The 20706-nt window shown below is 73.8% G+C and carries 17 protein-coding genes; 10 read left to right on the top strand and 7 right to left on the bottom strand.

Annotated features, from left to right (window positions below):
* The 6 genes from ACFWEE_RS30075 to ACFWEE_RS30100 form a co-directional block, all read left to right on the top strand.
* On the top strand, positions 1 to 728 hold a 728-nt coding region (locus ACFWEE_RS30075; RefSeq protein WP_386893919.1), incomplete at its 5' end, for a HEAT repeat domain-containing protein.
* Positions 729 to 855: 127 nt separating this feature from the next.
* Entirely contained in the window at positions 856 to 1197 is a 342-nt protein-coding gene (locus ACFWEE_RS30080; RefSeq protein WP_386893921.1) for a zinc-ribbon domain-containing protein, read from the top strand.
* A 279-nt stretch (positions 1198 to 1476) separates the two neighbouring features.
* On the top strand, positions 1477 to 1998 hold the full coding sequence (locus ACFWEE_RS30085; RefSeq protein WP_386893923.1) for an SH3 domain-containing protein: 522 nt from the start codon (positions 1477 to 1479) through the stop codon (positions 1996 to 1998).
* Between the two features lie 174 nt (positions 1999 to 2172).
* Positions 2173 to 3552, top strand: coding sequence for an FtsW/RodA/SpoVE family cell cycle protein (locus ACFWEE_RS30090; RefSeq protein ID WP_386893925.1), 1380 nt, complete (start codon positions 2173 to 2175; stop codon positions 3550 to 3552).
* Positions 3549 to 5027 carry a penicillin-binding transpeptidase domain-containing protein gene (locus ACFWEE_RS30095; protein ID WP_386893927.1) on the top strand — a complete coding sequence of 493 codons (1479 nt, stop codon included), beginning with the start codon at positions 3549 to 3551 and terminating at the stop codon, positions 5025 to 5027. The genes ACFWEE_RS30090 and ACFWEE_RS30095 overlap by 4 nt, the downstream gene beginning before the upstream one ends.
* 102 nt (positions 5028 to 5129) lie before the next feature.
* Positions 5130 to 6221: an amidase family protein gene (locus tag ACFWEE_RS30100; RefSeq protein ID WP_386893979.1), complete on the top strand. Its 1092-nt coding sequence runs from the start codon at positions 5130 to 5132 to the stop codon at positions 6219 to 6221.
* Here the strand turns inward: ACFWEE_RS30100 and ACFWEE_RS30105 are convergent.
* Complete coding sequence (locus tag ACFWEE_RS30105; protein WP_386893929.1) at positions 6214 to 7149, bottom strand: hypothetical protein; 936 nt, start codon at positions 7147 to 7149, stop codon at positions 6214 to 6216. The two genes, ACFWEE_RS30100 and ACFWEE_RS30105, sit on opposite strands and share 8 nt — an antisense overlap.
* Before the next feature lie 268 nt (positions 7150 to 7417).
* Between ACFWEE_RS30105 and ACFWEE_RS30110 the strand changes: the two genes are divergently transcribed.
* The 4 genes from ACFWEE_RS30110 to ACFWEE_RS30125 all read left to right on the top strand — a co-directional run bounded on the left by ACFWEE_RS30110 (position 7418) and on the right by ACFWEE_RS30125 (position 13219).
* A complete protein-coding gene (locus ACFWEE_RS30110) occupies positions 7418 to 8353 on the top strand; it encodes a diiron oxygenase (protein ID WP_386893931.1) in 936 nt (311 codons plus the stop codon).
* A gap of 109 nt (positions 8354 to 8462) precedes the next feature.
* Positions 8463 to 8738, top strand: coding sequence for a hypothetical protein (locus ACFWEE_RS30115; RefSeq protein ID WP_386893933.1), 276 nt, complete (start codon positions 8463 to 8465; stop codon positions 8736 to 8738).
* An 87-nt stretch (positions 8739 to 8825) separates the two neighbouring features.
* The gene (locus tag ACFWEE_RS30120; RefSeq protein ID WP_386893935.1) at positions 8826 to 11603 is read left to right on the top strand and encodes a PQQ-binding-like beta-propeller repeat protein; all 2778 of its coding nucleotides are present in this window, start codon (positions 8826 to 8828) and stop codon (positions 11601 to 11603) included.
* Between the two features lie 233 nt (positions 11604 to 11836).
* Positions 11837 to 13219 carry a C40 family peptidase gene (locus ACFWEE_RS30125; RefSeq protein ID WP_386893937.1) on the top strand — a complete coding sequence of 461 codons (1383 nt, stop codon included), beginning with the start codon at positions 11837 to 11839 and terminating at the stop codon, positions 13217 to 13219.
* Positions 13220 to 13418: 199 nt separating this feature from the next.
* Here the strand turns inward: ACFWEE_RS30125 and ACFWEE_RS30130 are convergent, their stop codons facing one another.
* The 6 genes from ACFWEE_RS30130 to ACFWEE_RS30155 all read right to left on the bottom strand — a co-directional run bounded on the left by ACFWEE_RS30130 (position 13419) and on the right by ACFWEE_RS30155 (position 20388).
* Positions 13419 to 14300, bottom strand: a complete 882-nt coding sequence (locus ACFWEE_RS30130) for a hypothetical protein (protein WP_386893939.1) — start codon at positions 14298 to 14300, stop codon at positions 13419 to 13421.
* A gap of 239 nt (positions 14301 to 14539) precedes the next feature.
* Complete coding sequence (locus tag ACFWEE_RS30135) at positions 14540 to 15775, bottom strand: styrene monooxygenase/indole monooxygenase family protein (protein ID WP_386893941.1); 1236 nt, start codon at positions 15773 to 15775, stop codon at positions 14540 to 14542.
* Between the two features lie 48 nt (positions 15776 to 15823).
* Positions 15824 to 16534, bottom strand: coding sequence for an ATP/GTP-binding protein (locus ACFWEE_RS30140; protein WP_386893943.1), 711 nt, complete (start codon positions 16532 to 16534; stop codon positions 15824 to 15826).
* The gene (locus tag ACFWEE_RS30145; RefSeq protein ID WP_327177955.1) at positions 16515 to 16928 is read right to left on the bottom strand and encodes a DUF742 domain-containing protein; all 414 of its coding nucleotides are present in this window, start codon (positions 16926 to 16928) and stop codon (positions 16515 to 16517) included. Before ACFWEE_RS30145 ends, ACFWEE_RS30140 begins: the two co-directional genes overlap by 20 nt.
* A complete protein-coding gene (locus ACFWEE_RS30150) occupies positions 16925 to 17404 on the bottom strand; it encodes a roadblock/LC7 domain-containing protein (protein ID WP_386893945.1) in 480 nt (159 codons plus the stop codon). The genes ACFWEE_RS30145 and ACFWEE_RS30150 overlap by 4 nt, the downstream gene beginning before the upstream one ends.
* Positions 17401 to 20388, bottom strand: coding sequence for a nitrate- and nitrite sensing domain-containing protein (locus ACFWEE_RS30155; RefSeq protein ID WP_386893947.1), 2988 nt, complete (start codon positions 20386 to 20388; stop codon positions 17401 to 17403). Before ACFWEE_RS30155 ends, ACFWEE_RS30150 begins: the two co-directional genes overlap by 4 nt.
* Between the last annotated feature and the right edge of the window lie 318 nt (positions 20389 to 20706).

The raw sequence follows: 20706 nt of genomic DNA on the forward strand, positions 1-20706 counted from the left end.
CGACGGCCCCGTCCGGGCAGGACGGGGCCGTCGCGCTGATGGACGCCCTGGCCGCGCTCCGTGCGGACGAGGCGACGCCCGAGGTGCTGCGCGTCCTCGGGGACGTACGGGAGCCCTCGGCCTGGCACGTGCGGCTCTCGGCGCTGCGGACGCTCGGCGCGTTCGGGCCGGGGGCGCGGGGGGCGGTCGGGGAGCTGGAGGCGCTGATGCGCCGGTCGGACAGGCGCGGGGCGGTCGACGCGGCGGACGCGCTCTACTCGGTCTCCGGCGACGTCGACACGGTGCTGCCGGTGCTGTTGGACGGGCTGGCAGCGGCGGAGAGCCTCGATCTGCGGGCGGCGGCCAGGGCGCTGGGACGGCTCGGCGACAGGGCCGCGGTGGCCGGACCCCGGCTGCGCGCCCTGCTGGAACACGACGAACTCTGGGTACGGGTGGACGCCGGGCTCGCACTGTGCGAGGTTTCGGGGCGGTCCGCCGAAACGTGGCCGGTGCTGCTGGCCGCGTGGACGCAGAACGCGTACGTCCGCGTCCGGGTGGCGGACACGCTGGCGCGGACGGGGACGGCTGCGGCAGGGTCCGTGGCGGCGCGCGCCCTGCGCGCCGAGCTGTCCTCCGTACGCCGTCACAACGTCCGGGACGGCGGGTACGCGGGGATGTACATCCAGGAGGACGAACGCCTGCTGACGCTGTGCCGGCAGGCGCTGCGCCACGGGGACGGCCGGGGCTGAGCCGGGCGCGCGTCCGGGGCGGCCGGACCACCGGAGTGCCGGACCGACCGGTACGCCGCATCGCGGGGAGGCGGGGCCCTCGGGCCCGCGGCACAACCGTACCGAAGGCAACAAGGAGAGACACGACATGATCATTTTCGGCACTCGGGGCTATCTGTACCAGCTGGCCGTCCTGACGATGGTGTGCGGCTGGTGCGGCAACCCGGCCGCGCACACCCTCCGCAAGCGGGTCACCAAGTTCACGCTGTTCTTCGTCCCGCTCTTCCCGATCTCCGTCAGGTACGCGACGCAGTGCACCTTCTGCGGCGGGGAGCAGAAGATAGCCAAGGAGCAGGCGGACGCGCTGCTGGCCCAGTACGCGGCCGGCCCGGACGGCGCCAACCCCTTCGGCCAGGCGGGCCACCCCGCCCAGCCGGGCCAGGCCCCGCAGCACGGTCACGCTCCGGGCCAGAACCCGTACACCAGCTGAGGCGCGCACGCCACCGGGGCGCCGCGCCTTCGGTGCGGCACTCCGGCGGGGGTCGCACCCGGCGGCCTTGCGGCACACCGGCGCACGGGGTGTCGGCCGGGGCGCACGGGCGGGAGCGGGTCTGCGGCGGATACACCCGGACGGCCCATCGGCCGTCCCCCGTCCGCGTACATCACCCAGAGCGACCCTGTACGCGCGCGGCGTGGCGAACCTAGCGTGCGGGGAGCGGCCCCCGGGTCGCGGCCCCGCACCTCGCCCCCCACGCTCCCTGGAGGCAGCATGTCCTCTTCGTCCCTCCGCCGCATCGGTCTCGGTGTCGCCGCCGGCGTGCTCGCCGCGCTGACGGCCGCGGCCCCCACGTTCGCCGGCCCCCTCCCGCAGCCGGTGGACCACCCGCACCACCACGTCATCGCCGCCGCCGACCCGGCGCCGGGGCACGAGCACCACGCCGGTCACGGGAGGCCGGCCGTCGACCCCCAGGCGAAGCCCTCCGAGCCCCAGGCGAAGCCGGGCGAGCACGGGCGGCCGTCGGCCGAGCCGCAGGTGAAGCCCGCGGCACCGAAGGTGACGTACCGGGGGCGGGTCATCGCCCGGCCGAGCCTGCTGCTCCGTGACCGCCCGACCCGCAGCAGCCGGGTGGTGGGCGAGGTGCCGTACGGCACGATCGTCGACATCTTCTGCAAGACCCGGGGCGACAACGTGGACGGCAACGACCGCTGGTACCTGCTGACCAACGGCACCTGGGCATGGGGCTCCGCGCGCTACATCGAGAACATCGGCGCGGCCCCCGACTGGTGCTGACGCACTGTCGGTCGTTGCTCCTCGACCGCACCGCCGCCGCCCGGGCCGCTCGCTCCGCGAGGACCCGGGCGGCGGCGCGTCTCCGGTCGGCGGAGCGGCGGGTCCGGGACATCAGCCCGGTCACCGAACTACGACATAAGGGAAATAACTCCCCGCACTTGCTACGTTCCTGGCATGACCGCACCGACGGTGGATTCTCCCCCGCCCCCGCTCCGGCTGCCCAAACGGCGTGGCGTGGAGCTCTCCCTCCTCGTCGCGGCGGTCCTCATCTCCGTCTACGGCTACGCGGCGGTCGGCCTCGCCCACGACGACGCCGTACCGCCCGACGTCGCGGGTTACGGCGGGGGGCTCGGGCTGCTGGCGCTCCTCGCGCATCTGGCGGTCCGCTTCCGTGCCCCGTACGCCGATCCGCTGCTGCTGCCGATCGCCGTGCTCCTCAACGGGCTGGGCCTGGTACTGATCTACCGGCTCGACCTGGAGACGCCCTCGGACACGGCGGCACCCACCCAGCTGATCTGGTCGACGCTCGGGGTGGCGCTCTTCATCGTGGTGGTGGTGCTGCTGCGCGACCACCGGGTGCTCCAGCGGTACGCCTACCTCTCGGTCGCGACCGCGCTGGTGCTGATGATCGTGCCGATCTTCTTCCCGGCGGTGAACGGCGCCCGCATCTGGATCCGGGTCGGCGGGTTCTCCTTCCAGCCGGGCGAGTTCGCGAAGATCCTGCTGGCGGTGTTCTTCGCCGCGTACCTCGCGGCCAACCGCAACGCCCTGGCGTACTCCGGCCGCACGGTCTGGAAACTCCAGCTGCCCACCGGGCGGGTGCTCGGTCCCATCGTGGCGATCTGGCTGCTGAGCGTCGGGGTCCTCGTCCTCGAACGCGACCTGGGGACCTCGCTGCTCTTCTTCGGGCTGTTCGTGATCCTGCTGTACACGGCGACCGGGCGCACCGGCTGGATCGCGGTCGGACTGCTGCTCGCGGCGGTCGGGGCCTTCGTCGTCGGCTCGTTCGAACCGCATGTGCACAGCCGGGTGCAGGACTGGCTGGACCCCTTCGCCACCATCGACGCGGGACGGGGGCCGAGCCAGCTGGCGCAGTCGCTCTTCGCGTTCGCCGAGGGCGGGATGCTCGGCACGGGGCTCGGGCTCGGCCACTCCGTCCTGATCGGCTTCGCCGCGAAGTCCGACTTCATCCTGGCGACGGCGGGCGAGGAGCTGGGCCTGGCCGGGCTGACCGCCGTCTTCCTGCTGTACGCCCTGATGGTGGCGCGCGGTTACCGGGCCGGACTCGCGCTGCGCGACCCGTTCGGGCAGCTGCTCGCCGTCGGACTCGCCTCGATCCTGGCCCTCCAGGTGTTCGTGATCGCGGGCGGGGTGATGGGGCTGATCCCGCTGACGGGCATGGCGATGCCCTTCCTGGCGCAGGGCGGCTCGTCGGTCGTGACCAACTGGATCATCGTGGCGCTGCTGATCAGGGTCAGCGACCAGGCCCGTACCCCGCGCCCCGGACAGCCGGAGACCGGTGTGATCGCCCCGATCGTGGAGGACGAGCAGTGATCCGGTACATCCGGCGGGCCGCCGCCTTCTGTCTGCTGCTGTTGCTGGCGCTGCTGGCGAACGCGGCCCGCGTCCAGGTCTTCGAGGCCGACGAGCTGACCGCCAATCCCGCCAACCGCCGCAACACGATCGCCCGTTACGACCAGCCGCGCGGCAACATCCTGGTGCACACGGGCAGCGGCGACGCGACCGCCACCGTCACCGGCTCCACGGACACCGGCGAGCAGCTCGCCTGGGAGCGCACCTACCTCCACGGTCCGCTGTACGCCCCCGTCACCGGCTACGCCTCGCAGACCTACGGCACCACCCTCATCGAGAACGCCGAGGACGACATCCTCTCCGGGACCTCCTCGCTGCTCGCCCCGCTGCCGCTCTGGAACGACCTCACCCGGGGCCGGCAGCCCGGCGGCGACGTGGTCACCACCGTCCGGGACGCGGTGCAGCGGGCCGCGTACGAGGGGCTGGCCGGGCGCAAGGGCGCGGTGGCCGCCCTTGAACCGTCGACCGGGCAGATCCTGGCCCTGGTCTCCTCCCCGTCGTACGACCCCGAGCGGCTCTCCGGCACCGGTTCGGCGGTGACCGACGCGTGGACGCGGCTCAACGCCTCGGAGAGCCGGCCGATGCTCAACCGGGCGATCCGGCAGACCTATCCGCCCGGTTCGGCGTTCAAGATCGTGACGGCGGCGGCGGCGCTGGACGCCGGGGTGGTGGACGACCCGGACGAGGAGACCGACACCCCGTCCCCGTACGTGCTGCCGGGCACGTCCACCGTGCTGCCCAACGAGTCGAGCGGCTGCGAGAAGGCGTCGCTGGCGGAGGCGATCCGGGTCTCCTGCAACACCGTGATGGCGCATCTCGGGGTGGAGGTGGGCCTGGACGGGATGGTGGAGGCGGCGGGCGACTTCGGTTTCAACGACGACGGGCTGCGGATTCCGTCGGGGGTGGCGAAGAGCAACTTCGACACGGAGATGAGCGACGACCAGCTGGCGCAGTCCTCGATCGGGCAGTTCGACACGACGGCCACCCCGCTCCAGATGGCGATGGTCGCCGCCGCCGTCGCGAACGACGGCGAGATCGCCCGGCCGCATCTGGTGGACCGTACGACCAAGCACGACGGCGACACCGTGTCACAGACCTCCACCCGCTCCTACCGGCGGGCGATGAGTCCGTCGACGGCCGTGCAGCTGCGGCGGATGATGGTCGACGTGGTGGAGAACGGCACCGGCACCAACGCGGCGATCGACGGTGTCACGGTCGGCGGCAAGACGGGCACCGCGCAGCACGGGGTGGACAACACGGGGGCGCCGTACGCCTGGTTCATCTGCTGGGCGCAGTCCGAGGGTTCCGCCCGCCCGGAGGTGGCGGTCGCGGTGGTGGTGGAGGACGCGGCGGCGGACCGCGCGGACATCAGCGGCGGCGGCAGCGCGGCGCCGATCGCGCGGGCGGTGATGGAGGCGGCGCTGGAGCAGGAGTGATTCCGGCAACCGGCCCCCGGCCGCCGGGGGCCGGGTGACACTGGTGCGGTGGACGGGACGGGTGGGGTGGACGGGTCCGACGCGCGGGGCGGGACGGGTGCGGTGGGGCGGGCGCTGGAGCGTATCGACGCACTCGATCCGTCGCTCGGCGCGTTCATCGAGGTGTGGCACCGGGAGGCGCTCGCCCGGGAGCCCGGGGCGGTCCGGCTGCCGCTGGGCGGGCTGCCGTTCGCGGTGAAGGGCCCGGCCGGGCTCCGTTCGTACGCGGCCCGGCGGCTGATCGGGGCGGGCGGGGTTCCGGTGGGCTCGACGGCGGTGCCGGGGCCGGGCACGTACTGGCAGACGTGGGGGCAGGGCGCGTACGGACGGACCCGCAACCCCTGGCGGGCGGACCGGACTCCGGGCGGTTCCTCGGCCGGTTCGGCGGTGGCGGTCGCGGCGGGGATGGTCCCGCTCGCGACGGGCAGCGACGGCGCCGGGTCGGTGCGCCTGCCGGCCGCGTGGTGCGGGGTGTTCGGGCTGAAGACGACCAACGGGCTGCTTCCCTCGCCGGACCGCACGGGGCTCGCCTCGGCCGGGGTGCTGGCCGCGTCCGCGGCGGCTGCGGAACCGTATCTGCGCCATGTGCTGGACGGGTACGAGCCGGTGGCGGTGCGCCTCCCCGTCCCCGCCGTGCTGAGCATGGATCTGGGGTTCGCGGACGTCGATCCGGAGGTGGCCGAGGTGGTGCGGGCGGCGGTGGACCGGCTGGTGACGGCGGGCGTGGTGCGGCTGGTGCCCGGCGGCTGCGCGCTGCTGGACCCGGCACCGGCCTGGCTGGCCGTACGGGGCGGGGCGCCCCAGGACGCCGTTGCGGTGGCGACCCGGCGCGCGAACGACCTCGTGCTGGACGGCCTGTTCGCGCGTACGCCGCTGCTGCTGACGCCCACCACCCCCAACCGGCCGCACGGGCACGAGGGGCCCGGCGAGGTCTACTCGACCGCGCTGACCTGGGCGTTCAACCTGAGCGGGCATCCGGCCGCCAGCATTCCCGCCGGGTTCACCGGGGACGGCTGCCCGGTCGGCCTCCAGTGGGTGGCCGACCGGGGCACCGACGCGTGGCTGCTCGCGGCGGTCCGCGCGGCGGAGGGCGCACTGCCCCGGGTGGGGCCGGTGGCCCTCCCCCGGGCCGGTACCGCGCCCGGGGTCAGTTGATCGGCTCCAGCATCTCCTCGCGGATCTTCGCCGTCTCCGCCGCCGCCTTCTCCAGGTCGACGTCCTCGGCGGCCACCAGCGCGTCCTCGACCCTCAGCAGCGCGACCATGGCGCCGGTGTTGTCGTCGCCCCACGCGCACATCGGGATGGCCGAGGTCGCGACCCCGGCGCCCGTCTGCTGCACCTGGCACTCGATGGTGATGTCGTAGCCGTCGGGGGTGAACTCCTCGGCGGGCACCACCACGGTGTTCCCCTCGGTCCCGGCGGCCCCCTCCATGATGGAGCCGCGGGTGAACTCGGGGTCGGCGATGCGGCCGTACATCCCGGAGACGATGAGGACTCCGCCGTCCTCGGAGCCGTACTGGGCGACGACGGCCCGCGCGTCGCGGATGCTGAGGTCCGGGGTGTCCTCGATGTCCGCGCCGTCGGTGTCGGACGTGTCGCTGTCCAGCGTGAACTCCTCGTCCAGCAGGGTCTTTTGGACCACCAGCTTGTTCACTGCCTTCGGGTAGACGGCGTCGGTGCCCTTGTCGATGAGCCGCACGACCCCGTAGGCGACACCGCTGACCACCACCAGGACGCCGACGAGGATGCCGACGATCAGCTTGACCGGCTTCTTGCGCGGGGGCTGGACCGGCCAGCCCGGCGCCGTCGGCTGCCCGGGCTGCCCCCAACCGGGCTGACCCGCACCCGGCTGACCCGCACCGGGCTGACCCCATGCGGGCTGCGGCTGCTGCGGGGCGCTCGGATAGCCGTAACCCGGCTGGGGCTGCGGAGGGTTCGGGTAACCGGGCCCGGGCTGCTGCGGGAACGCGCCCGGCTGGTGCGGGGCGCCGGGGTACGGCGGGTACTGCGGCGAGGGCTGGGACGGCTGGGACGGCGGCGTCGGAGGGCCGTAGGGGCCCGGCGGCGGGGGCGGCGTGGTCATGCGCCCACGCTACGGCACCGATCTGACAGGTCCCTGCCCAGCGGCGACGGAGGCCCGGCCCGTCGGCGCGCCGCCCTCCGGGTCAGGCGTGCCGTCCCCGGGGGCCCCGGGGACGGCACCGTAACGGGCCGACGATGAAGGCCAGTTGACGTGACGCACGCCATGGGACATCCGGACGGCAAGTGGGACGTGGGGGATTGACGGCCTTGCTGACAAGCAGTCCAATAAGAGGTGACCCCAGGTAACCCACGTGCGAGGTACCCCAGTCATGACGACAGTGAGCGAACACGACGTCCAGGTCCTCCGCGACGCGCTCGGCCCGCTCCGGGACCGCGAGCAGATCGCCGAGCGCCTGCTCGAATCCTCGGCCAAGCACTCCTTCGACCCCGAGACCGAGATCGACTGGAGCTCGGCGATCGAGGACGGCAAGTGGTTCTGGCCGCCCGAGCTGGTCTCCCTCTACGACACCCCGCTCTGGCGGAAGATGTCCGAGGAGCAGCGGATGGACCTCGCCCGGCACGAGGCGGCCTCGCTCGCCTCGCTGGGCATCTGGTTCGAGATCATCCTGATGCAGCTGCTGGTCCGGCACATCTACGACAAGCCCGTGACCAGCAACCACGTGCGGTACGCGCTCACCGAGATAGCCGACGAGTGCCGTCACTCGATGATGTTCGGCAAGATGATCCAGTGGGGCCAGGCCCCCACCTACCCGGTTCCGCGCGGCTACCACAACGTGGCCCGGGTCCTGAAGAGCGTGTCCACCACCCCGGGTTCGTTCGCCGCGACCCTGCTCGGCGAGGAGATCCTCGACTGGATGCAGCGGCTGACCTTCCCGGACGAGCGGGTCCAGACGCTGGTGCGCGGGGTGACCCGCATCCACGTCGTCGAGGAGGCCCGGCACGTCCGGTACGCCCGCGAGGAGCTCCGCCGCCAGATGGTGACCGCCCCGCGCTGGGAGCGGGAGCTGACCCGGCTGACCTCGGGCGAGGCGGCCCGGGTGTTCTCCGTCTGCTTCATCAACCCGCAGGTGTACGAGAACGTGGGCCTGGACCGCCGCGAGGCGCTCGCCCAGGTCAAGGCGAGCGGACACCGCAAGGAGGTCATGCAGTCGGGCGCCAAGCGGCTCACCGACTTCTTCGACGACATCGGGGTGATGAACGGGGTGAGCCGCAAGCTCTGGCGGAAATCGGGGCTGCTGGCCTGAGGCCTCCCGCGCGCCGGTCCGCCCGCCGGGTGGTCCCCGGCCGAGCGCCCGGCGGACACCCGGGGCGGCCCCGGGTGGCCGCCGGTGCCCGGTGAGCAAGACTGTCCGGGTGAGAAGCGAGAACACCCCCTTCGAGGGCGGCCCCCTGGACGGCCGGGTCCTGCCCGTCCTCACCGGCCTCACCGGCCACCCGCCCAAGTGGTACGTGGTGCCGGTACCGGCCGAGGACGGCGGCCCGCCGGCCGTCCACGCCTACCGGCGCGTCCCCGCCGGGTACACCCCCCGGCTGCGCCTCCAGCGCGGCTGGCTGTACGCGTACGCCCCCGAGGGACGGGAGCGCTTCCGCCCCAAGTGGCCCTGGACGAAGCCGAACAGCGGCGGCTGAGGCTGCGGGGCGGCCCACTCGCCCCGGTACCGAACCCCCTAAGATCGGCGGTCAGGTGCCGAGGGACGGTCACGAGGGGGGTGCGCCATGGAGGCGCTTCGTCAGGACGATCCACGCCGCTTCGGCCCGTACACCGCGCTGGCCCGTCACCGCGAGACGGCGAGCGCGGTGAGTTACGTGGCGCGCGGCGCGGACACCGAGGACCTGGTGCTGGTCACCGCCGCCCAGCCTGCCCTCGCCCGGGTGCCCGCCTTCCGGCGCCGCTTCCAGGCCGAGGTCCGCACGGCCGAACGGCTGGCCGGCGGCTGGGTGCAGCGCCCCCTCGACGTCGCCGACGTCCCCGGCGACGACGGCGGTGACGGGTCGCTCTCCGGCCCGGAACGGCTCTGGACGGCCGCCCGTTACCTCCCCGCGCTGACGCTCGCCGAGGCCGTCGCCGTCGGCGGGCCGCTGCCCGAGCGCGCGGTACGGATACTGGGCGCGGGCATCGCCGAGGTGCTGGCCCGGGTGCACGCCACCGGCTCCGCCCTCCAGGGTCTCTCCCCGGACACCGTGCTGCTCGCCGCGGACGGGCCCCGGCTGACCGCCTTCGGCCCGCTGGGCGGGGCCGCCGCCGCCGAGGCGCTGCCGGGCGGGCAGCTCTCCGTACGGCTCGGCTACCTCACCCCGGAGCAGGTCGCGGGCGAGGAGGTGGGCGCCGCCTCCGACCTCTTCGTGCTCGGGCTGCTGCTGGCCTACGCGGCGACCGGAACCACCCCTTTCGCCGAGGGTCCCGCCGAGGGCACGGCGAACCGGATCGCCCACGGGGAGCCCGGACTCGACGGAGTACCGGCCGAGTTGCGGGAGCTGATCGCCGGGTGCCTGGCGAAGGACCCGGGAGCCCGCCCGAGCGCCGCGTCCGTCGCGGCGTCGCTGGCGCTGGAGGGCGCCGCCGCGCTCGCCCGGAGCGGCTGGCTGCCGGAACGGCTCTCGGCGGCGGTGGCCGACCAGGAGGCCCGGGTGCGGGCGCTGGAGACCCCGGACGATCCCGGCGCCGCGAACCGACCCGGTGCCACGGGCGGACCCGGCGCCGCGGACGGTGACCGGGCCGAAGGCGCTCCGCATCCCGCTGAGGGCGGGTCGGCCACCCGCTTCCTCGACACCCGTCCCCGCGACGGGGAGCCGGACCACCCCACCACCCGGCTCGCCGCACCGCGCATGCCCTCCCCCGAGGCCGCCCCGGCAACCGGCCGGGCCCCTTCGCCCACCGGCCAGGCCCCGACCACCGACCGGGCCCCGACCACCGGCCGGGCCCTGGCGACCCGGCGCCCCGCCCCGCCCGCTCCGGCCGTCCCGCCGGGCGCTCCCTCCCCCGGTGCGCTGCTCCCCGCGCGCCGCCCGCTGGAGTCGCCGGCCGGCGGTTCGCTCGCCGCCCAGGCGCCGTCCGTCCGGGCCTACCCCGTTCCGTACTCCGGCACCTCCCTGCCGGGCGGCGGCACGCTGCCCACCGGTGCGGCGACCCCGCCGGTCCGGCAGCGCTCCGGGCCGGAAGGGGCTTCCCTCTTCCCCACCCGCAGGTCACTGCTGGCCACGGTCGCCGCCGGGGCGCTGGGCCTCCTCGTCGGCGGGGTCGCGGTCGGCGCCCTCGGGACCGACGACGCACCCGCCCCCGTGGCCGACGGGAAGCCCGAGCCGAGCGAGGGCCCCGTCCTGCCCGGGCAGCCGCCCGCCCTCACCTGGGCGTACGCGCACCCGGCGTCCGAGGCGGAGCCGCTCACCGCCGCGCTCTGGCAGGACCGGCTGCTGGTGCTGACGAGCAAGGCCCAGGCGACGGCGGTCGACCTCCGCACGGGCAAGCGGGTCTGGCAGCGCGCGGACGCCGCCGGGGGCCAGGCGGCGCTGGCCGCCGGGGACAGCCTCGTCTTCGTCGCGGGTCCGACCGCGTTCCTGTGGCTGTCGCCGGAGACGGGCGAGGTGAAGCACCGGGTGCGGTACGCGGACGGCTTCGCCGGACTCCCCGGGCTCCGCGTCGGCACGCTCACCGGGCAGTCGGGCTCCGTCGTCTGGTTCTCCGGCGCGCGGACGGTGACCGTGAAGGCCCCGAAACCGGCCAAGGGCAAGAAGCCCGGCCGGGACAAGCAGGTCGTCCAGGCGTACTTCTTCGCGTACGACCTGGTGAGCCGCGCGGAGCTGTGGCGGGTCCAGGTACCGGCGGGCCGGGACGCGGCAGGCCCCGAGTACCGGCTGACGGCCGCCCGGCTGAACGACATCGTGGTGCGCCAGGACGTCTCCACCCTCACCCCCGGCGATGTGCGCGCGGCCGAGGGCAAGGGCTCCTTCCGCTGCTTCGACCGGACCACCGGCAAGCTGCTCTGGACCAAGCAGTTCGGCAGGGTCGGCCTCTCCGGCGGGGCGGGCGGCGACGAGGAGGGGCGGCTCTTCGGCGCGGTCGGCGACGCCCTGGAGTCCTGGGACACGGACAGCGGCAAGCCGCTCTGGCGGCTCGGCGGAACCGGCGCGAAGTCGGAGTTCGGCACCCCGGTGGAGTCGGGCGACCTGATCGTCACCACCAACCGCAGCCAGGAGGTGGGCATGGTCGAACGCGAGACCGGCAAGCTCCTCTGGCTGCGCTCCACCGAGGTGCCGGTCGGCGGCACCGCACCCGCCGTCACCGTCACCGCGTCCGGCGACACGGTCCTCGCCTCGGACACCACGCAGGTGACGGCGTTCGACGCGCGGGACGGGCGGCGGCTGTGGAAGTTCCAGGACATCGGGGTGGCCGAACCCGAGGGCGCCGCCGTCACCACCCCGTACCGGGCACTGACGATCGGTCAGACCGCCGTCGTACTGCGGGGCCGGGCCGTCTACGCGTTCCCCGTGGCCTGACCGGCGACGGCACGAGGGGCCACCGCTGACGGGCCACGGCCTGACGGGCGACGCCTGAGGGGCGACGCCTGGGGCGTACCCCGCCGTACGGGGTGAGGCGGGGCGCCACGCCCTGCGGTGCTTGCGCCACCGGACCCCGAGTGAGCGGATAAATATGATTCGCACACTTTTAGGGGACCGGTCCGGTCCGACGCACGGACGACGGGCCCCGCACCATCACCGGAGGTGATGACGTGTCAGGCAGGCTTCTGCGAGCGGTCTGCGCGACGGCGGTCCTGGCCGCCGTCGCCGCCCACGCCCCGCCCGGCGCCGACCCCGGCCCACGACCGGCGCCCGAGCCCTCCGAGGTCACCAGGACCCCCGGGCATCCGGCGACGGCGCCCGCGCGCACCGGAGACGGAACGACCGGCGACGCGACCGACGCCCCGGCCCCCTCCTCCAGCCCCACCCCGTCCCCCGTACCCGCCCCCTCGGCCGTCCCCGACCCGTCCCCCGGCAAGACCGTGGACGCCTCCGAGGCATTCGCCGGCCGCGAGCCGTCGGGGTCCGCTCCCCCGGACACGCCCCGCCCCGACGCCGCCGCCCCCGAGGCCGCCTCCGCCCTGCTCACCGAACTCCAGACGCTCTTCCGGCGGATGGAGAAGGCCACCGAGACCTACAACGCGACCGACGAGAAGCTGCGGCGGCAGACGGCCGCCACCCGGAAGGCGAACGACGACCTCACGCGGGCCCGGCGCACCCTCCGCTCCGGGCGCGCGGCGGCCGGGCGACTGGCCCGGGAGCAGTACCGGGGCCGGTCCGACTTCTCCGCGTACCTCCGGCTGCTGCTGGCAGACGGGCCGTCCGACGCGCTCGACCAGAGCCATGTGATCGCCCGCGCGGCGGCCGGGCGCGCGGCGACCGTGGACCGCCTCACCAAGGCCGAGAAGCGGGCCGGTGTCCTCGCGGTCGCCGCCCGCAGGGCGCTCGCCGGACAGCGGGCGCTCGCGGCGGAGCAGCACGGCCAACGCGACGCGGTACGGGCGGCACTGGACCGCGTGGAGGCACGCCTGGCCGGGCTCACGCCCGCCCAGCTCGGCGCGGTCTCCGCCCTGGAGGACGGACAGGTGGACGCGGCGCAGCAGGACCTCGTCGCCTCCGGCGCCCTCAGCTCGAAACGCCCGCCGTCGTGGGAGGGCGCCGAGGCGGTGGCGTACGCGATCGAGCAGATCGGCAAGGAGTACGAGTGGGGGGCCGAGGGGCCGGACACCTTCGACTGTTCCGGGCTCACCATGCGGGCCTGGGAACACGCCGGGCTGACCGTCCCCCGGACCTCGCAGGAGCAGTGGGCCGGACTCCCCCGCGTCCCGGTCTCCTCGCTGCGGCCGGGCGACCTCGTCGTGTACTACCCGGAGGCCACCCATGTGGCGCTGTACATCGGCGACGGCCTGGTGGTGCAGGCGCCGAGGCCGGGGGCGCGGGTGAAGGTGTCACCGCTGGCGTCGAACCCGCTGCTCGGCGCCGTACGCCCCGACCCGGAGGGCGTCCCGCTCGCCACGTACACCCGGCCGGAGTTGCCGGAGGGGGCGTCGGAGGGATCCGACACGGGGTACAGCGGGTCGGCCGAGCCGGAGTAGGGGTTTCGGGGCATCGGTGCGACGCCCTCCGCGCCGGGTCGCGGCGCACGGCCGGGGCGGAGGGGCGGCGATCCCGGGTGTGTCCGGGCAAGGACATTCGCACGCCGGTGGACACTCGCCCGCCGGTGGACACCCGCCCACCGGTGGACACCCGCCCATCGGTGGAGCCGCTCCCTCCTCCCGCGACGCCCCCTCCGTCTCATGCGTGGGCCTCGGTCAGGGTGTACAGGTCCGAGGAGTCCGGGTCGCCGATGTACTGGTAGACGGTGACCCGGCCCGGGTGGCCGCCCACTTCCCAGAGGTCGTCGCCCTCCCAGCCGCACTCCGGGACGGTGACGGAGACCGTCTGTCCCCACGGCCCCTCGCCGCGGTCATAGGTCCAGGTGCCCCGGCCGGTGCACCGTTCCAGCTCCTTGTCCGCCCACCTGCCGGGGCCGGTGTCCCCGACCGCGACGGACTCCGCGCTGCCGTCCTCCGCGAGCGTCAGGGTCCCGCCCTCCCCGTCGGTCCAGTCGCCCACCATCGAGGCGCGGGTGACGGCCGGCGGGGCGTACGTGTCGACGAGGCCGAAGTGGAGGGCCATGAGCCCGAGAAGGCCGACGCACATCACCGCCAGAGTGCCCCACAGCGCGATCGGGCCGCAGAGCCCCTCGCGCGCGACCCGGGTGACGAGGCCGGCCACGGTGAGCAGGACCGTCGCCGCGCACCAGGCCATCAGCGCCTCGACCGGTCCGAGGTACCCGGTCACGGCCGCGACCACACCCAGCGGCGCGAGCACCGCCGCCACCACCACCGGCACCCACCACCACGCCTCACGGCCGCCGCCGAACCGGCGCCCCAGCACCTCGCTCAGCCGCACGGTGGGGATCACGAGGACCAGCGACAGCACGGCCCCGGCGAACGCGCCCGTCAGCACGAGGAAGGGCAGCAGGAAGATCACGCCCAGGCCGAGGGACTGGGCGCTCGGGGCCTCCTGCGACCGCCCGTGGACCACGAAGAGGATGAGGGCGGCCACCGCCTCCAGGGTCACCACGAGCAGCGAAACCGAGTGCATGTCGTCGAACGAACGTTTCTGCTGCATGGAGAGCCCTTCGTGACGGGCGAGCGGCACGCCGGAGGGTGCGACGGCAGCACGCGAAGAACGCGCCGCACGCCCGGCGGGCGGCTGCGTCGCCGCTCATCCTGCCAGGGAATTTGAACACGTTCAACATTGCTGGTCGCTCTCCTCGACGACCGGAACCACCCGAGGCCCCACACGCAAAAGGCACCGCCCACCGACGAGTTGCCGGTGGGCGGTGCCCGAGGGACAAGCGGTGCGGGTCAGGCCCCCGCGACCGAGGCCAGGTACGCGTTCGTCTTCTCCGGCTCGAAGAAGAAGTTGTCGAAGTCGGCCGGGTTGTTGAAGCCGTTGGCGAAGCGGTCCGCGACCGGCTGCATCTGGCCGGCGGCGCCGATCAGGTTCAGCACGTGCTCCGGCGGGACGCCCAGCATGGCGTTCGTCCACTTCACCACGTGCTGGGCGGTGTCCCAGTAGCGGTCGAAGGTGGCCTGCATCCACTCCGCGTCGAACGCGCGGTCGCCGTGCTCGATGATCGACTCCAGGTACGCGTTGGCGCACTTGGAGGCCGAGTTGGAGCCCTGGCCGGTGATGGGGTCGTTGGCCACGACCACGTCGGCCACACCGAGCACGAGGCCGCCGCCGGGGAGCCGGCCGATCGGGTTGCGCACGGTCGGCGCGTAACGGCCCGACAGGGTGCCGTTGGCGTCGGTCAGCTCGACCTTGGTGGCGCGGGCGTACTCCCACGGCGTGAACCGCTCCATGAGCTCCAGCGTCTTGGCCAGGTGCTCCGAGGGGTCCTTGATGCCCTGGAAGACGTCGAGCGGACCGCCCGGGACGCCCTCCCAGAACAGGATGTCCGCGCGCCCCGAGGTCGTCAGGGTCGGCATCACGAAGAGCTCGCCGACGCCCGGCACCAGGTTGCAGCGGACCGCGTCGAACTCCGGGTGCTCGGGGCGCGGGCCCATGCCGTGCACGTACGCGACGGCCAGCGCCCGCTGCGGGGCGTCGAACGGCGAACGCGACGCGTCCCGGCCGAACATGGAGACCAGCTCGCCCTTTCCGGCCGAGACCATCACCAGGTCGTACGTACGGGAGAAGTAGTCCAGGTCGGAGACGGCCGCGCCGTGGATGACGAGCTGGCCGCCGCGCTGTGCGAAGGTCTCCATCCAGCCGGCCATCTTCACCCGCTGGTCCACCGACTGGGCGAAACCGTCCAGCTTGCCGACCCAGTCGATGACCCGCGAGGAGTCGGGACCGGCGACCGAGACGCCGAGGCCCTCGATCTTCGGAGCCTGGGTCTCCCAGAAGTTGAGCTGGTAGTCACGCTCGTACTGGAGGGCGGTGTCGAACATGCACTGCGTCGACATGACCCGGCCGGTCCGGATCTCGTCGGCCGTACGGTTCGACATGAGGGTGACTTCGTACCCGCGCGACTGCAGGCCGAGGGCGAGCTGAAGTCCGGACTGACCGGCTCCGACTATGAGTATCTTCCGCATGGGACGGTTCTCCGTTTACGTGGTACGTCGTTCGGGGGGGGGCGCTTCTCAGACAGGGGTGGCGTCGAGAGCGTGGCCCACGAGAGTGAGCAGTGACTCGACGACGGTGATCCTGTTACGCGCGTCCATGATCATCACAGGCACGTGCTGAGGGACACTCAGGGCCTCCCGGACGTCGATCGCTTCGTAGCGGTCGGACCCCTCGAAGTGGTTGACGGCCACGATGTACGGCAGCCCGCAGCTCTCGAAGTAGTCGAGCGCCGGGAAGCAGTCGGCGAGACGGCGGGTGTCGGCCATGACGATCGCGCCGATGGCGCCGCGCACCAGGTCGTCCCACATGAACCAGAACCGCTGCTGGCCGGGCGTGCCGAAGACGTACAGCACGAGGTCGTCGTCGAGCGTGAGGCGGCCGAAGTCCATCGCCACGGTGGTGGTGGACTTGTCCGGGGTCGCGGTGAGGTCGTCGGTCTCCTCACTGGCCCGGGTCATGACCGCTTCGGTCTTCAGCGGGGTGATCTCGGAGACCGCGCTCACGAAGGTCGTCTTGCCCACGCCGAAGCCGCCCGCCACCACGATCTTGGTCGCGGTGGGCGCCCGCGTATGGTCCAGCTGCCACGCCTGGACGGACTCCTCGGTCCGGTCCTGGGGCCCCGGCTGGCGCGGGGTGAAGAGCGTCGGCGCCTCGGGCGCCCGTGCGGCGGGCGCGGGGTCCGCGAGCGTCGGCCCGGACAGCTTCGGCTCAGAGACGACGGAGTCCATTGAGCACCCTTTCGAGCAGTGCGCGGTCGGGCTGTCCGGCGCCGTGGCCGGTTCCGTACACGCGGATCTTTCCCTGGTCGGCCAGGTCGCTGAGCAGCACCCGGACCACACCGAGCGGCATCTGCAGCAGGGCGGAGATCTCGGCCACCGTACGCATCCGGCGGCAGAGTTCGACGATCGCCCGGAGCTCGGGCATGACCCGTGTGCTGAGGTTTCCGCCGGTGAGCTCGCGGCGCTCCTCGGGCGCCTCCAGCGCGGCGACGAAGGTCTCGACGAGCAGCACGTGCCCGAAGCGGGTGCGTCCTCCGGTGAGGGAGTACGGACGGACCCGTGCGGGCTTCCGGTCGGACCCCCGCACGGGGAGCCTGCGGGCGGGTTCGGCGGCGGACGTCACTGGGTGCTCTCCATCGATTTACGCAGTTCGTTGCGGAGTTCGGGGGTGAGGACGTGTCCGGCCCGGCCGACGAAGAGCGCCATGTGGTAGGCGATGACGCCCATGTCGCAGTCGGGAGTGGCGTGGACGCCGAGGAGCGAACCGTCACTGATCGACATGACGAAGACGCTTCCCTCCTCCATCGCGACCATCGTCTGCTTGACGCCGCCGCCGTCCATCAGCTTCGCGGCCCCCATGGTGAGGGAGCCGATGCCGGAGACGATGGTGGCGAGGTCGGCGCTGGAGCCCCTGGGGCTCTGCTGCTTCCCCGCGGCCGGAGCGGCCTGGTGTCCGGGGTCGGAGGAGAGCAGCATGAGTCCGTCGGACGAGACGACCGTGACCGAGTGGACCCCTGGTACCTCCTCCACCAGATTGCTCAGCAGCCAGTGCAGGTTGCGGGCTTCGTTGCTCAGCCCGAGCGTGCTGGGCGCAGTCAACTGCGTGCCTCCTCGACTGTGTCCCCCGTGTCCTGGCCGTCCGGGCGGCCGGCCAGGTCGGTGCGTGCGGTCGGCGCGGCAGGAACGTCGGGTTCCACGCCTTCCGCGATCTCGGCTTCCACGTCCCGGCGGCCTTCCCGCGCTCCCCGGTGGAATCCGCCGAGCCGGCGCCGGAGCGCGTCCTTGTCCAGGCTGCCCGTGCGCTCCGCGGACGGTGAGTCGGCGGGCTTGACCACCCGGGGGGTGCGCTTGGGCAGCCCCTTGTCCGTGACCCGCTCCGGCTGCCGGGGTTCCGGCACGGACTCGGTGGCCGCGGCCTCCCGCACGGGAAGCGCTTCGGCCTGCGGGGTCTGCGGGGTCTGCGGGTACGGCGCGTGCTCGGTCCCGGGGAGCGGGAACGGCCGGGGCTCCGGCGCCTCGTACGGGTCGTGGGCGGCCGGGGCGTGCGCACCCGCCGTGTCGGCGGACCGCTCGTGCCGGTCGGGGCCGATGGCGTACGGGTTGCCGGGCGCGTCCGGGGCCGCCGCGGGGGCCGGTTCCGGGTCGGCCTCCGGCACCGTCGGGAGCCGGAACTGCATGGTGGTCTCGGCCGGGCTCTCCACCGGTGTCTCCACCGGTGTCGACGGCTCCGCGGCAGGTTCGCCGCGAAGGGCCGGTTCCCCGTGCGCCTCGGGAGCGGCGGCCGGGACGGCCTGCGGGCCCGCGTCCCGGATGGTCTGCTCGGCGGCGGCGATCAGCGGGTCCTCGGCGGGGAGCGCGAGCGAACGGCCCTGGAGCGTGTTGGAGTTCGCCTCGGCGGCGGACCCCGGGAGGTTCAGCGTCGGCGCGCCGCCCGGCACGTTCACCGGCGGCGGCGAGGCGGCCGGCGGGGCCTTCGGCAGCAGGGCCTGGGGCAGCACGACGACCGCCGTCACCCCGGTGCCGGTCTTCTGCGGCTGCAGCCGCACCTGTACCCCGTGGCGCGCGGCCAGCAGCGAGGAGACCTGGAGGCCGAGGCCGGTGCTGTCGTCGGCCGGGTCCCCGACCCGGAAGGTGTTCGGGTCGGCCAGCCGCAGGTTGACCTCTTCCATCCGCGCCGCCGACATGCCGATGCCCTCGTCCTGCACGGAGAGCATCACCTCACCGGTCTCCAGCAGCCAGCCGGAGAGCTCGACGCGTGAGTCGGGCGGCGAGAACGCGGTGGCGTTCTCCAGGAGTTCGGCGACCAGGTGGCTCAGGTCGTCGGCGGCGAACCCGGCGATCTGGGCGTACGGGGGCAGGGACTGGATGGTGACGCGCTCGTACCGCTCGATCTCGCTGACGGCGGCGCGGGCCACGTCGACCAGCGGGATCGGTCCGGCGTGCCCCTGACCGTGGTCGGCACCCGCGAGGACCAGCATGTTCTCGCCGTGGCGGCGCATCACGGTGGCGAGGTGGTCGAGCTTGAAGAGGGTGGCCAGCCGCTCCGGGTCCTGCTCGCGTTCCTCCAGGTTCTCGATCACGCCCAGCTGGCGCTCGACGAGCCCGAGGCTGCGCAGCGAGAGGTTGACGAAGGTGTGGTGCACGGTGTTGCGCAGCCGCTGGAGTTCGGCGGTGAGGTCGGCGACCTGGACCTGGAGTTCGGCGCGCTGGAGGGTGAGCGCCTCGCGTCCGGCGACCAGCTCGGCGTGCTCGGCCCGCAGCCCGCCGGCCTGCCCGGCGAATTCGCCGTGCAGGGCGAGCAGCCGCGCGTGCAGTTCGTTGATCGAGCGGACCACCTGGGCGAACTCGTCGTTGCGGCCCCGGTAGGCGATCGCTTCCGAGGTCTCCGGTTCGGCGGCCAGCCGGGCGGAGCCGATGCGCAGCACGGCGAGCGGCTGGGTGAGGGTGCGGGCGACGGCGGTGGAGACGCCGACCGCGATCAGGAAGCAGCCGCCGAGCAGGGCGAGGGAGAGTTCCAGCCCGGTGACGTCGTCGTCGCGGAGCTTCTCCAGCCGCTGCACCTGAGCGGTGCCGAGCGCCGACTCGACGCCGCGCATCCGGTCGATGCGCGCGGAGAGGGCGGCGGAGAGCTTCTTCGAGCTGGTCTTCTGCTCGGAGTCGGAGAGTTCGGGGCTGTCGGTCAGGGCGGCGAGGTACTTCTCGGCGCTGTTGACCTCGGGCCCGGTGACCGTGGAGGAGAGCTTGTCGCGGGCGGCGGCGCCGGCCGCCTGGTCGAAGTCGGCGAGGGCGGCGAGTTCGCGGACCCGGGCCTGCTGGGCTGCGGCGCTCAGCTCGTCCCGGGCGCGGTCGTCGGCCGACTTCTCGTCGTCGTCGCTCTGCACGGGGAGCCCGGTGTAGGGGTCGTACTCCGTGACCGGTTCCGGGCTGGGCACGGCGAGGGCCGCGAGGAGCAGGCCCCGGGTGGCGGAGGCCTGTTCGACGGCGGTGGAGAGGGCGAGCGGCGCGCGGGTGGCGGCGGCGGCGCGCGGCGGGGTCGTCTCGGCGAGTTCGGAGGCGAGGTCGTGGAGCTTGGCGATGACCTCGCTGTAGGCCTGGTGGGCGGCGAGGGCCGAGCCCTTGCCGCTGACCGCGTCGCGGCGCAGCGAGGGGACGGTGGAGAGGTCCCGGCGGAGGGTGGCGGGGGCGGCCTCGCGGATCTCGTCGATCTGCTGGTCGACCCGGGCGCTGAGGCTGTCGGCGCCGGGCTTGGCGTCGCCGCCGTCGCCGTTGCCGTCGTAGGTCTTACGGCCGCTCGCGATGTACGCGGTGATCGCGTCGCGTTCGTCGGCGAGGGAGTGGGCGAGCGTGATGGCCTGCTGGTCGAGTTCGGCCAGGGTCACCAGGTTCTGCGACTCGTTGAGGTCGGAGGAGGCGCTGAGGGCCGCCGGGGCACCCGCCGCTATGACGGTGATCCCGACGACGGCGACGCCGGCCACGAGTCGCCTGCGCACGCGTACCTTGCGCTTGTCGCCGCCCGCCACCGGAGCGGTCGCCCCGGAAACGTCCTGCGTGCTGACCTTGCTCCGCGGCCGCTTCTTCTGCACCGGTGCTCGCATTCTTGACTCGTCCGCCCATGAAGCAGAGGTGACGCAACGTCACACGCGCGCCCCCCATGCCACTGGTCCAGCTTCTGACCATTCCAGCCCTTTTGGGAGGGGGATGCGCATCGACCGCTCCGCCACTCGAACGAGTGAACATCACTCGTGAGCGGGCGAACAAGTCTCCCCCGCGCGGCCACTTCCCATACGTCGGACGTCGGGTGGACCTTCCGCGCGGGCTTTGGCAGGATGCCCGCCCGCACCCCGCCGTCTCCGCCGGAGCCGCCCCTCGGCCCGGCCTGACCTGCTGCTACACGGCAACAC

It is taken from the genome of Streptomyces sp. NPDC060184 (genome assembly GCF_042728795.1).
Classification (GTDB): Bacteria; Actinomycetota; Actinomycetes; order Streptomycetales; family Streptomycetaceae; genus Streptomyces.

Bases quoted from the DNA above. Each gene is read 5' to 3' on its own strand.
- ACFWEE_RS30080 (WP_386893921.1), top strand. From the start codon at position 856: ATGATCATTTTCGGCACTCGGGGCTATCTGTACCAGCTGGCCGTCCTG.
- ACFWEE_RS30085 (WP_386893923.1), top strand. From the start codon at position 1,477: ATGTCCTCTTCGTCCCTCCGCCGCATCGGTCTCGGTGTCGCCGCCGGC.
- ACFWEE_RS30090 (WP_386893925.1), top strand. From the start codon at position 2,173: ATGACCGCACCGACGGTGGATTCTCCCCCGCCCCCGCTCCGGCTGCCC.
- ACFWEE_RS30105 (WP_386893929.1), bottom strand. From the start codon at position 7,149: ATGACCACGCCGCCCCCGCCGCCGGGCCCCTACGGCCCTCCGACGCCG.
- ACFWEE_RS30110 (WP_386893931.1), top strand. From the start codon at position 7,418: ATGACGACAGTGAGCGAACACGACGTCCAGGTCCTCCGCGACGCGCTC.
- ACFWEE_RS30120 (WP_386893935.1), top strand. From the start codon at position 8,826: ATGGAGGCGCTTCGTCAGGACGATCCACGCCGCTTCGGCCCGTACACC.
- ACFWEE_RS30130 (WP_386893939.1), bottom strand. From the start codon at position 14,300: ATGCAGCAGAAACGTTCGTTCGACGACATGCACTCGGTTTCGCTGCTC.
- ACFWEE_RS30135 (WP_386893941.1), bottom strand. From the start codon at position 15,775: ATGCGGAAGATACTCATAGTCGGAGCCGGTCAGTCCGGACTTCAGCTC.
- ACFWEE_RS30140 (WP_386893943.1), bottom strand. From the start codon at position 16,534: ATGGACTCCGTCGTCTCTGAGCCGAAGCTGTCCGGGCCGACGCTCGCG.